This window comes from Niastella sp. sgz303648 (assembly GCF_059587045.1).
In genome coordinates this window covers 156,516-169,256 of record NZ_JCAPSW010000005.1, presented here as the reverse complement: position 1 = coordinate 169,256, position 12,741 = coordinate 156,516, and the positions used below count along the sequence as shown (strand labels likewise).

At 42.1% G+C, this 12,741-nt stretch carries 11 protein-coding genes; 2 read left to right on the top strand and 9 right to left on the bottom strand.

Translation table 11 applies throughout. From position 1 onward, the window contains the following. Positions 1-3 precede the first annotated feature (3 nt). Positions 4-2,055, bottom strand: coding sequence for an ABC-F family ATP-binding cassette domain-containing protein (locus AC59IL_RS16320; protein WP_496553231.1), 2,052 nt, complete (start codon positions 2,053-2,055; stop codon positions 4-6). 145 nt (positions 2,056-2,200) lie between these two features. Next, positions 2,201-3,469 carry an aspartyl protease family protein gene (locus AC59IL_RS16315; protein WP_496553230.1) on the bottom strand — a complete coding sequence of 423 codons (1,269 nt, stop codon included), beginning with the start codon at positions 3,467-3,469 and terminating at the stop codon, positions 2,201-2,203. 61 nt (positions 3,470-3,530) lie between these two features. On the opposite strand from AC59IL_RS16315, the gene AC59IL_RS16310 reads away from it, so the two are divergent. Continuing rightward, complete coding sequence (locus AC59IL_RS16310) at positions 3,531-4,115, top strand: nitroreductase family protein (RefSeq protein ID WP_496553229.1); 585 nt, start codon at positions 3,531-3,533, stop codon at positions 4,113-4,115. Between the two features lie 463 nt (positions 4,116-4,578). Further along, positions 4,579-5,394: a Fic family protein gene (locus AC59IL_RS16305; protein ID WP_496553228.1), complete on the top strand. Its 816-nt coding sequence runs from the start codon at positions 4,579-4,581 to the stop codon at positions 5,392-5,394. A 49-nt stretch (positions 5,395-5,443) separates the two neighbouring features. Here AC59IL_RS16305 and AC59IL_RS16300 read toward each other — a convergent pair whose 3' ends face one another. The 7 genes from AC59IL_RS16300 to AC59IL_RS16270 all read right to left on the bottom strand — a co-directional run bounded on the left by AC59IL_RS16300 (position 5,444) and on the right by AC59IL_RS16270 (position 12,554). Further along, a complete protein-coding gene (locus AC59IL_RS16300) occupies positions 5,444-6,040 on the bottom strand; it encodes a hypothetical protein (protein ID WP_496553227.1) in 597 nt (198 codons plus the stop codon). Positions 6,041-6,116: 76 nt separating this feature from the next. Further along, a complete protein-coding gene (locus AC59IL_RS16295) occupies positions 6,117-6,308 on the bottom strand; it encodes a hypothetical protein (RefSeq protein WP_496553226.1) in 192 nt (63 codons plus the stop codon). A 91-nt stretch (positions 6,309-6,399) separates the two neighbouring features. Beyond that, a complete protein-coding gene (locus tag AC59IL_RS16290; RefSeq protein WP_496553225.1) occupies positions 6,400-6,855 on the bottom strand; it encodes a hypothetical protein in 456 nt (151 codons plus the stop codon). Between the two features lie 324 nt (positions 6,856-7,179). After that, positions 7,180-7,692, bottom strand: coding sequence for a SixA phosphatase family protein (locus AC59IL_RS16285; RefSeq protein ID WP_496553224.1), 513 nt, complete (start codon positions 7,690-7,692; stop codon positions 7,180-7,182). Positions 7,693-7,859: 167 nt separating this feature from the next. Continuing rightward, positions 7,860-9,755, bottom strand: a complete 1,896-nt coding sequence (locus AC59IL_RS16280; protein ID WP_496553223.1) for a glycoside hydrolase family 13 protein — start codon at positions 9,753-9,755, stop codon at positions 7,860-7,862. After that, the gene (locus AC59IL_RS16275; protein WP_496553222.1) at positions 9,739-11,106 is read right to left on the bottom strand and encodes an MFS transporter; all 1,368 of its coding nucleotides are present in this window, start codon (positions 11,104-11,106) and stop codon (positions 9,739-9,741) included. The genes AC59IL_RS16280 and AC59IL_RS16275 overlap by 17 nt, the downstream gene beginning before the upstream one ends. A gap of 173 nt (positions 11,107-11,279) precedes the next feature. Then, on the bottom strand, positions 11,280-12,554 hold the full coding sequence (locus AC59IL_RS16270; RefSeq protein WP_496553221.1) for a glucose-1-phosphate adenylyltransferase: 1,275 nt from the start codon (positions 12,552-12,554) through the stop codon (positions 11,280-11,282). Positions 12,555-12,741 lie beyond the last annotated feature (187 nt).

Genomic DNA, 12,741 nt, shown 5'->3' with positions numbered 1-12,741 from the left:
TTCTTACTGCTTCGCCTCCAGTTCCATTATCTTCTCAAACACTTCTTCGTATTGTTTGTTCAGTCGCTTCAACTCTTCGCTCACTTTTTTATAATCGGCTTCGGTTTTTACGAATTTTTCTTTGTCGCCATAGGTTTCAGGAGCCGTTAACTGCAATTCGAGCGTTGATTTTTGCTTATTCAACTGCCCGATCGTTTCCTCGAGCTGCTGAAATATGCGTTGCTGTTTTTGCAGCTCTTTTTTCAGTTCCTTGTTAATTGGTTTGGGATCTGAAGTCTGAGGTCTGACGTCTGAAGTCTGAGGAGTCTCCGGTTTCTGACTTCCGGCCCTATTGCCATCAGCATCTGATTTCTTAATGCCGGTTTCCGACTTCTGACTTCTGACTTCCGGTTTCTGATTTCCGGCATCCTGCTTCTGTTTCTGTCTTTCTTTCCATTCACTCAATTCTTCGTATCCGCCGTTGAATATTTTAATTTTATGGTTATCTATCTCCCAGATGGTGTTGGCTACCTTCGATACAAAATAACGGTCGTGGCTAACAAGGATCAGGCTGCCCTCATATTTATTCAATGCTTCGATCAGCAATTCTACCGAATGTATGTCAAGGTGGTTGGTAGGCTCATCGAGCATCAGAAAATTTGCTTTACTGATGATGGTTTTGGCCAATGCCACGCGGGCTTTTTCGCCACCGCTCAAAACTTTAATTTTTTTGTCTACATCGTCACCGCTGAATAAAAAGCAACCGAGCAGTGTACGCAATTCCTGTTCGGTTTTCTGGCTGCCGGCGTTTTTCATTTCATCGAGAAGGGTATTGTTTACATCCAGCGCTTCGAGCTGGTGCTGGGCATAAAAACTTTCTTCAACGTTATGTCCCCATTTGCGCTCGCCGTTATATGATTCAGCTCCGGCAATAATGCGCAGCAGGGTTGATTTTCCCTTTCCGTTGGCGCCGATAAGCGCTATTTTATCGCCCCGGTTTATTTCGGCCGAAGTGTTTTCAACAATTGTATTGCTGCCAAACGTTTTGGTGATGTGTTTCAATTCACATAAAACTTTCCCTGGTACTTTATCTACCTGAAAATTGATGCGAAGGCTCGGACGTTCAATCGCCACATCTTCTATGCGATCTAACTTGTCTAATCGCTTCATGGCGCTTTGTGCGGCTGCAGCTTTGCTGGCTTTTGCCTTGAAGCGCTCAATAAAGCGTTCCTGCTGGCGAATGTAGTCCTGCTGGTTTTCGAATGCCCGTTGTTGCAGTTCAATCCGCTGCACTTTTTCGGTTTCGTAAAATGAGTAATTGCCATTGTAAATGTGCAGCTGGCGTTGGTATACCTCTACAATTTTGGTTACCATTCGGTCGAGAAAATATTTATCGTGGCTCACTATAACCACCGAACCCTGATAGTGCAGCAGGTATTTTTCAAGCCATTCAATCGATGGCAGGTCAAGGTGGTTGGTAGGCTCATCGAGCAGCAGCAGATCGGGCTGTTGTAAGATCATTTTGGCGAGCAGCACGCGCATGCGCCAGCCACCGCTGAACTCACGATAGGGACGTTTAAGATCGTCATTCGAAAAACCAAGTCCCTGCAATACTTCCTCAGTTTTATGATGAATATTGTACCCGTCTAATGTATCCATTTCGTGCAGCGCATCGGAATATTTATGCAGCAGCGCATCGGCGTCGGCTGCGGCCTGGCTTCCTGCAGGATGGGTGATAGCAGAAGCTTTTTCCAGATCCCTACCCAGTTCTTCAATTTCTTTTTCCAGCAGCAATACCCTTTCAAAGGCGCCGAGTGCTACCTCAAGAATTGAATCACTGGTGTCAAAGCTCAACAGGTCCTGGTGTAAATAACCAATAGTAGTTCCCCGGCTACGTTCTACGGTGCCGGCCGAAGCCTGATAATTGCCCACCAGTAATTTTAATAAAGTTGATTTTCCGGTTCCGTTATAGCCAATTAAACCAATACGTTCATTGGGTTGAATATGCCATGTTGCATCTTCTACAATTGCCCGGGCGCCAAATTCAAAAGTAACATTCGTTAATCCTGCTAACATAATAAAAAGTCAAATTAGTCAATTGAGGCAGAAAGTCAAATGCCAAAGGGGCAATTTCGTAACCTTCCTGTCATTTCAGCCTGCAAAAGTAAAACAATCGGGCGGTTATGCTAATAATATGGGTTACAATCGGGTCGGGAAATTTTTATCGTACAAAATCAACGTACATGTACCGGAAATTAATGATCATTTCCTGAAACTGATTCATAAAATCCTGTCCCAGATTGCCGTAATACAATTTGTCCTTAGGGGTTGAGCTGGTTGTTTTTATGGCAACATTTTTTAAAACGGCCGATTGACCGGCTATGTTCAGTGTTAATTCCGGTAGCCGGTATGCCTGGGTTTTGGTAACTCCGCCGGCGCCGCCAACCTGCATATCGAACGATTTTCCGCTGGTGTCGATCAGATTTTTATAATTCCGGTAAAACGGTTCATTCAAAAAAGTAAACTGCGCTCCGGTGTCGAATGTAAATGGCAGGGTATCAGTGTTGAAGGCAATGGTTACAACGGGTAACAATTCATCTACACCAAAATTTCTGATAGTGCGGTCTGAAGCCGTTTTCGGCACAGTCATGGAATTTTTATTAATATGAACTTCCTGCAATTGTTCAATAACAGGAAAGCCGATGATGCCTTTGATGGTGTAAAATCCGTGTGCAAACGACAACGCACTGTCGGGAAAAACCATAAACACCGCATTTCGTATAATGATATTGCCGATTTTAAATGCTTCAGCCACGCCAAGATTAGCGAATACTTCAATGCCCGTAATTGCGTGTACTTTAAACCGCACATTCAGCATGTGCAGATTTGTTTTTCGCGAATAGGTTTCGTTGATAACCGACAAATTAGCACCAGTATCGAATATGAAATTAAAAGTGCTGTCGGCAAAATTTACGGGTATGTTAATGAGGCCCGCCAGATCGCGCCGATAGGCGATACGCGTATCTTCTGTAATGATAGTGGTTTGTGGAGCAATATGCTGAAGCCCTTTCCAGATAATATCAGAATTTTCAGCGTCGTCGAGTTCTTCGGCCGATAAAAGATTACGGTATTTGCTTAGCAGCAGCCGGGTAGTGCTATGGGCCTGTTTATACTCAAACAGCTTAACATGGTTGTCGATCTTTTTCATCAGCAAATTGCTGATCTGTGAATTGCTGAGTTGTTTTTTATATTTATCAAGAAGAATAGAAATTTCCTGATTAGAGGTAGCGAGATCGTGAAAAAAATTATGTAAAAAAGCCTGGTAGTATAGTTTGCGGAATTCGGGAAGATCTTTGTAAGCATCGCTTTTTAATTCGCGTTGTAGCTGAAAAAAATGTCGATGCACCAGCAGACTATCCAGATTAACATTATCAGTAGCATATAACGACGGTACGGTAAAAAAACAAATCAGCATTAATAATATACGCATTGATCAAAGGTACAGCTTTGTTCATTTTCTGTTTTTAGCGCTTAGCTATATCTTTGCCGCTATGCATAAAAGTGAAATGATCAATGAATTGATACGTACACGCCGCAGTGTGTTTACGCAGCAATTTGAACCCGGAAAAAAGATTCCTGACGACATCATCTGGCAGGCCCTTGAAAATGCCAACTGGGCGCCAACGCATAAAATAACCGAACCCTGGCGATTTACGGTGTTTACCGGCGCCGGTTTGCAAAAACTGGCCGAACAACAGGCAGATATTTATAAAAAATTTGCAGGTCCCAAATTCAAACAAAATAAATATGAGCAAATGCTTGTAATGCCACAACAATGCTCACATGTAATTGCGATCGGATGCCGGCGTAATACCGATTTGTTGCCAGAAATGGAAGAAATTGCAGCCGTTGCCTGCGCTGTGCAGAATATTTATTTAACTATTTCGGCCTATGATAATATTGGCGGTTACTGGAGCACCGGCGGTATTACTTTTATTGAAGAAGCAAAGCCGTTATTCGGACTGGAGCCCGATGACAAACTGATGGGATTCTTTTATCTGGGATATGTTAAGGTGCCATCTGTGCCGGGTAAACGAAAACCAATTCAGGAAAAAGTGAGCTGGGTGGCAGGGTAGATGTGCAGGAAAATAAAAACTAATCTCCTGATCGTGACGGTACAGTTTTTGACGGCTGTAAAATGACTTAATGAAAATTTTTAAAGCGTTTATCGCTGCGCCAGGCGAGCCAGATGAAAATGACTGGAATGAAAAGAATTAAAACGAACGTAATCAGGCCGAGCATAAAATAGTTTTTGAAAGGAATTGGACTGAATCCAAAACGGAAAAGTCAGTAGTTTAGTATAAGTGGTTTCTGAGACTTGTATAAAATCAACTGACCGGTAAATATCTTTTTCTGGCACATTCCCCGGGATTTAATTTATTGAAAACGAATACGTAGCCCGGAATTAAGCGCTGACCGGCGTTTAATTCCTGGCTATTATTTTCTTATAATTAATATTATGTTAAATAGGATATTTCCTTTAAAACTCAACTCTCTTATGCATATTTCTAACCAGCGCCTTAATGTATCTTTGATTAAATGACAAATGAAATTACTTCCCTATTAGCTCAATATACCCAATTGAATTTGCATCAGGTTATTGATCACGATAAATTCAATGATTTTGCTATTACCCACCACTCTACAAGTATTGAAGGATCGACATTGACCGAAGTCGAAACCCGTTTGCTCTTAGATGAAGGCATTACCCCAAAAGGAAAACCGTTGACCCATAGTTTAATGGTTAAAGACCATTATGAAGCATTAAAGTTCATACTTGCATCAGCGGCAGAAAAGAAAACGATCAGTATTGAATTTATTCAACAAATCAATGCCCGGGTGATGAAAACCACGGGAAGTATATACAACACTGTATTTGGGGAAATTGACGCTTCCAAAGGAATGTTCCGCAAGGGAAATGTGAGCGCCGGAGGCTCCTACTTTCCAAATTTTGATAAAGTAATACCTTATACAACAGAGCTTGTAAGTCGTTTAAATGAAACTCTTTCTCAAACACAGGAACAAATAAATCAATTAAAACTTTCTTTTGTTGCGCATTTTGACCTTGTATCAATCCATCCTTTTTATGATGGAAATGGTCGTACAAGCCGTCTTCTAATGAATTATATCCAGGCGTATTACGGCTTGCCCCTCGCTATCGTTTTTAAAGAAGACAAAGCGGACTATTTTGTCGCTCTGCAGGAGACAAGAAAACAGGAAGATATACAAATCTTTAACTCTTTCATGTTTGGTCAATATAAAAAACATCTTGAGCAGGAAATTTTCTCCTATAATCAGGCTATGTCGCAAGGAAACATTCCAGGGAAAGGAAAAGGATTTTCTCTATTTTTTTAATTCTTATAAAAGCGTCCGCCAATTGATATTTGTAATCATTCCATAAATTTTAAGGATCAATCGGTGTGTTCGACAACTTCAAAGTTGCCATGAGCTGGTTGAGCAGGATTTTCGCTTTTTTCAGATTTTCCTCGTTTGCCACGGTGGTATTCAACTCAAGCACCTGATTAAAACAGATTGTTGAAACGATCAGCTGTTTATTTTTAGTGGGAACGGAATTTTTTATTACCGGATACAAACCAATCAGCCACAATTTTGAGTTAACGGTCACCCACTCTTTTTTCAATTGTGGCGCGGTCAATTGGCCGGCTTTTTTAGTAAGATAAGCAGTTAGCATGGCTTTTTGCCGGGTGATGGAAAGATTGGAAAGATTTGTGCTGGTATCGCGTATTGGTGTGGCAGCTGTATGGATCACCTGTTTATTAATAGAAATGTCGCTCGGATATTTTACCTGTTCCACGTCATCTTCATAAATTTCTATCGAAAACAAATGTGTAATGCCGTTATAAATCCATTTGTAGCCCTGTGCGCTTTCCTGAAACATCAGGTCGAATCGTTCCTGGTTGATGGGAAGTTGAGCAATAGCAGTAAAAGTTGATATTATAACAAAAACAACCAGCAATAGCGGTGTTTTAAAATCATGCATACACTGAATTATTGTTCCTGATTCGAAATTACAAAATCACAATGGCAGAAAAAGTTATAATAGTGTTGAAAAGCGTCTACAACGCCATTTTATTCTTCCATCCGGTACGCTGCGTTCTTGCCAGTTCGGGATTTTCGTGCGTGTCATGGTGAACAGTCCAAACGGCGAAAAACGCCATCAAAAACTCCCCTATCATCATTACTATTATATGATAAATCAGAATTTGCCCTTTTGCCACCGCAACCAGCCGGTTAACGGAGCTATACATTTAGCGTTTAAACCATTTCCTAAGCTTTACTATTAAGGAAATTAAATGAACTCAATGGCAGACTTTGAAGCCATGCATGTCTATTCCTTTTTCATTTTCTTAAAGGAATTATTAATCTTGCCGTTAGCGTTATTTCAGGATATTTTAAAAACCTGCCTTCGGTATCCTGTTCATGCAAAGGCCGAAGAATATAGGCTTCCCCCCAAACCATTTCTTCGTTTTGATTTAATCCGTACCGGTTGCTTTTTTTAAAGCGAATTCCTGCTGCAAAATTAAATTCAAAGAGGAAATTATGCTTAAATATCCTTTCCTGCCAAAAATAGCCTGAATGCAAAGTAAAGGCATGAATATACTTACTGATCGACATCTGTTTGTAATCGTGTACCGAACTGCCTGTAATTGAAAAAGAATCGCTGAATGTATATTCATCGTGTTTATATAAATAACCAATACCAATAAATGCCAACGTTTTTTTAAACAATGGTTCATACCACCGAAACTGCGGATTTAAAACGATCTGCTTTTTCCGTAAATGCCCGATCTCCACTTGAAAAGTTGTGTTTTTTGACAGTCTTTGTTCAAGTCCAAGCCTGAGGCCATTTATATTTATTTTTAAAGATGATCTGTATGGCATTATCGTCTGCATAGATTGCCAGGACGGTTGCAAACTATCGGTTGGTTGGGCGTTACTTTTAAAGCAGAGAACAAGAAGGATAAATGCAGTTATGTAAAATTTCATCAATATGCGAGGGGTAAAGGTTTTTAGCATTCTGCAGCTAAAATATCTCTTCCGCTATTCAAATGCAAGTTGAACCTTTTGTAAAGTTTTAAAACTTTACAAAAGCTCCTTTACTTTTATTCTGTCGCTCAATTAAGGCGTAACTGCACCATATTTCATATGCAGCACCTCACATTTTTTTAGTGACTGTTTTTTTTCAAACATTACCAGAAACAGATTGTCAAATTGCGTATCAGGAATATTTGGATTGATGGAGGAAGGCGGCGTGCAACCGCATTTTTGTATTAGTTTGCTTACCGTGTTGGAATGGCCAACTATAAGTACTCTTTTACCCCGGCAATTTTTCATAACCCGTTTTATTACTTCATCTTCGGAGTCGTATAAAACTACAGGCAAACCCTGCGCATCGGCTAATACCTGCGCTGTATGTTTGGTACGGGGTGTATTGGTTGAAAATATACTATCGATATGTGTTTCTCCCAATACCCTTTTTAATTCTTTGGCCCGGGCCTGCCCTGCTTCAGACAAGTCTTCACCGGCTTTATCCGCATGTCGTAAAATAAAAACTTTGGTAAGTGGTATTGTCTGACTAATTACTGCCGCGGAACAGTTTACCAATAACAATAACAAGATCATAGTACGCATAGCATGTACTTTTAAGTAAGTAAAGATTAGCCTGTCTGTAAAATGGCTTTATCCGTTTCGGGATTGTGCGGGAATTCCTGCTGTGCGTGGTTGTGGTGGCCGGTTGAACGAAATGAACAATGCGGGTTCATGGTAGCAAATAATAACGCTAAAGTATTGTTTCGGCATTATAAATGCAACTCCCCCACCCACACTATTTTCCCCGGCACTTTTATCTTTCCTGTTATATCCATCACCGATCCGTCGATAATATTTTTTGCTTTGGTAAAGCCATTGGTTCTTTCTTCAAAACGGCGCATGTCTATTTCCTTTTCATTATTGTCGGGGTTCATAATGCATACAATTGTTTGCTGATTATTGTAGCGAAAATATACATATACCCCTTCTTCGGGAACGTACTGCATCATCTTTCCGGTTTTGAGTGCAGATGATGTTTTGCGATAGCCGGCAAGTGTTTTAACGTAATTGAAAACGTCGTTTTCGGCGTCAGTTCTGCCGGTGGCTTCAAATTTATTACTGGCATCGCCGGGCCAGCCGCCGGGAAAATCGAGCCGTACTAGTCCATCGGGGTTTGAAAAGTTTTTCATCAATATTTCGGTGCCATAATATAACTGCGGAATGCCGCGGAACGTGAGTAACCACGCAAGGCCCATTTTTAATTTGGCAACGTCTTCGCCTACTACGCTGAAAAAGCGGCTCATGTCGTGGTTGTCGAGAAAGATGACGTTTTTGCCGGCATCGGCATATACAAAATCATTGGTGGTGGTCAAATACAGGCGGTTCACGCCTTCCGTCCAGCCGAAGGCCTGTGTTAATGCGGGAACAATGCCATACAGGTTTTGCTGAAAATCGGTTACACCTGGCAGATTGCTTTTATATGGTATGTTATACAGGTTGCGGGTAAAAAAGCTCTGGTTGGGTATGCCATGTACCCATGTTTCGCCAAACATATGTAATTGAGGGTATTCTTCGAGCAACGCTTTGTTGCAGCGGTTCATAAAATTCAGGTCGTTGTAGGCGTAGGTATCGATGCGCCAGCCATCTAATCCAAATTCTTCGGTACACCAGATGGCGTGTTGTATGAGAAAGGTGGCGAAATACGGATTTCCCTGGTTGATGTCGGGCATGGTAGGTACGAACCAGCCATTGCTCATTCTTTTTTTATCGATGGCCGATGCATAAGGGTCCATCAGTACCTGGTCTTTGTAGGTGGTATTCGTATAAACGGGCCAGAAATGAAACCAGGAACTATCCGGCAGGTCCCTGTATAAAAAATGTTCAATGCCAACATGGTTGTAAACGGCATCCTGAATGATTTTCATGCCACGCCTGTGAATGGAATCAATCAGTTCATGATAAGCTTTGGCGCCGCCGAGGCGCGGATCAATGGAGTAATGATCGGTGAACGCATAGCCATGTTCGGTACGATCGGGCATATCGTTGGTTAAAACGGGGTTCAGCCAAATGGCAGTTGCGCCCAGTTGCTGCAGGTAACCGAGGTGATTTTGTACGCCTTTTAAATCGCCGCCATGGCGTTTAAAAATATCCGACCGGTCGAGGCTTTGGTCTTTCATACCGGCTATGCGGTCGTTCGATGGATCGCCATTGCTGAAGCGGTCGGGCATGATGAGGTAAATCAGGTCTTCTGAGGTGATGCCTTTGATGCGTGTTTTACCGTTTTGATTGCTGCGGGGTTTGAGTTCGAATTCAAAAAATGACTGTGCTACCGGAGCATAGCCGCTATGAATGATTCGCTTAAAAACAATGGGTCCCGGTTTAGCCTGTTTGCTGATATTTAACGTAAGAATTAAATAATTGGGGTTTTTTACTTTATCAGTTTTGATCAACTCCACGCCGGAGTAAGCGTTCAGTCTGATTTCTTCATTGCCAATATTTTTACCATGCAACAATAATTGCAGTTGAGGATTTTTCATACCCGTCCACCAATGACTGGGATATACCTGCGGTTTATCTACCGGATATATTTGTGGTTGTGCAACACCAAATAAAAACAATAAGGAAAAGATGCAGGAGGTAATAAATTTCTTACAGCAGGTCTTCATATTTTTTTTCTTTTACAATGAGGGAGCATACAATACCTGCTGTTATCAGTAAACAACCTCCCAACTGAACCGCCAGCAGCCGGTCGTTATGCAGAAAGCTTTCCATAATTTTTCCAAAAAATAAAGAGGCAATAATCTCAGGCAATACAATAAAGAAATTAAAAATGCCCATGTAAATGCCAATCTTATTTTCGGGTAAATAACCGGCGAGCATTGAATAGGGCATCGATAAAATGGAGGCCCATGCTATACCAACCATGCTCATGGCAAGGTATAACATCGACGGGTCACCGATATATCGCACAATAAATAATCCTACACCCCCTATCAGTAAACAAAAAGTATGGGTCATTTTTTTGCCCACTTTGGCTACCCAAAATGAAAGAGTAAGCGAAAAAAGAAAGGTAACGAGGTTTAAAATCGAAGATGTGGCATTGGCATGTTCAAGTCCGCGGGTAAAAAGTTCACTTGAGGTGGCAGGATCGCCCTTAAAAATATCACGGGCAACGCCGGTTGAATAATAAAACCACATCAAAAACAACCCCGGCCAGGTAAGAAACTGCACCAGTGCCAGCCGCTTCATTTGCGAAGGCATATTAAAGACCGAAGAAGTAATTTCTTTTATCGCACCGCTAATGCCACTGCCATGCTGTGCATCGAGCTTTTGCCGCCAGTTGGGATCGGTAGGCGGATATTCTTTACTGCGTACAACGGTATACACTACGGCGGTTAAAAACATAATGCCGCCAATGTAAAACGACCACATAATGTTTTGGGGAATGCCGCCGCCTGTTTTTTCGCGCGATACATGAAGCCATTGCACCAGCAAGCCGGGTAAAAATCCGGCAATAAAAGCTGCTGCGCCTATAAACATGCTCTGCATTGCGTAGCCGAATGGCCGTTGTTTTTCGTTGAGATTATCGGCTACAAATGCCCTGAAGGGTTCCATGCTAACATTGATACAGGAGTCGAGTATCCACAGCGTGCCGGCTGCCATCCAGATGACCGATGCATTGGGCATAATAAAAAGTGCTATGGAACTTAAAATAGCGCCGATTAAAAAAAAGGGCCGTCGCCTGCCCCAGGTAGGATGCCAGGTGCGGTCGCTGAGATAACCGATAATGGGTTGAATAATTAAACCGGTCATGGGGGCCGCCAGCCAAAGGCCGGGGATCTGTTCGGGGGTAGCGCCGAGGTATTCATAAATGGCGCTCATATTATTCATCTGTAACGACCAGCCAAACTGTATTCCAAAGAACCCGAAACACATATTCCATATTTGCCAGAAGTTAAAGTGGGGTTTTGATTGGATGGCTTTTTCGGTATCCAAAACTATGGGGGATGGTTCCATATGCAATCGCTTTGATAAGGCACAAGGTACAAAGAAATAAGGCACGAGGTCCAGGGTACAAGGCGCAAGGTGCGGAGTAAGTATTAAATATCGAATGTTGAATAAAAAATGTCGAATATCGAAGTAAAAGCACTTCAACATTCGACATTCAATATTTAATATTCAATATTTTATCAGATCACAAATCCATCGGGCAGTATCGCCCCCTTCTTCACTACCACAATTCCATCTTTAATCGTATACAGCGAATGATCGGTATTTTCGAGATGGTTGCTGCCGTTGATGCGCACGTCGTTACCAATGCGACAGTTTTTATCGATGATGGCATTGCGAATATAGCAACGTTCGCCGATGCCTAATTTGGGTAAGCCTCTTTCAACAGAATGTTCCATTTCTTCAATGGTTTCAAAATAATCTGATCCCATTACATAGCTGCTTACTACCGTAGTGCCATGACCGATGCGGCTACGGATACCGATAACGCTGTTTTCGATACGGCTGGCATTGATGATGCTTCCTTCGGCAATGATCGTTTTTTCGAGCGTGGTGCCGCTGATCTTGGCCGGTGGCAACATGCGGGCGCGGGTGTACACCGCATTCGAATTATCGAATAAATTAAACGGCGGAATATCCGACGTGAGCGCCAGGTTGGCTTCAAAAAATGAATAAATATTTCCGATGTCGGTCCAGTACCCGCTGTACTGGTAACTCATTATTTTATGAACGCCGATCGATTTGGGTAGAATTTCTTTACCAAAATCGGTAGCATTTTTATGTTCTTCGGTTAACTGATCAAATATCAGTTTGCGGTTGAAGATGTAAATACCCATCGACGCCAGGTATACCCTACCCTGCTTTTGCATTTCGTCGCTGGTTTCGCTGCTCCAGTCGGGCAACAATTCCTGTTTGGGTTTTTCAATGAAAGAAGTGATATGACCGTAATGATCGGCTTTCAGAATACCAAAATCAGATGCTTCTTTGGCATGTACCGGAATGGTAGCTACAGAAATATCTGCTCCCGTTTCGCGGTGCTTATCGATCATATCCTGAAAATCCATCTGGTACAACTGGTCGCCCGACAAAATGAGCACGTATTCAAAATCGTGCTGATGCAGGTGACGCAGCGATTTTCGAACGGCATCGGCTGTACCCTGGTACCACGAAGGATTGTCGGGTGTTTGCTCAGCCGCCAGAATATCAACAAACGCAGTACTGAAAATGCTGAAGTGATACGTGTTCTTAATGTGTTTGTTTAAGGAGGCCGAGTTGAACTGTGTTAATACGAACATGCGGTTTATACCGGAATTAATACAGTTCGAAATGGGAATATCAACTAAACGATATTTTCCGGCAATAGGCACAGCGGGTTTTGAACGGCTGGCAGTGAGGGGATATAGACGGGTTCCGGCTCCTCCTCCCAAAATGACAGCAATCACTTGTTTGCTCATTTGTTGTCTTTTTTTTAAAGTCGGAAAGCCCGAAAGTCCGGAAGTTCGAAAGATAGTTCAAGGGACCTGAGATTCTTTCGGACTTTCTGATTTGCTGACTTTCTTATTATTTAAAGTTATTGAATAATTACATTACAAATTTTAGTTAAGTCAGAAACTTGTTGTTCGTACTTTCTGACTTCCGGAC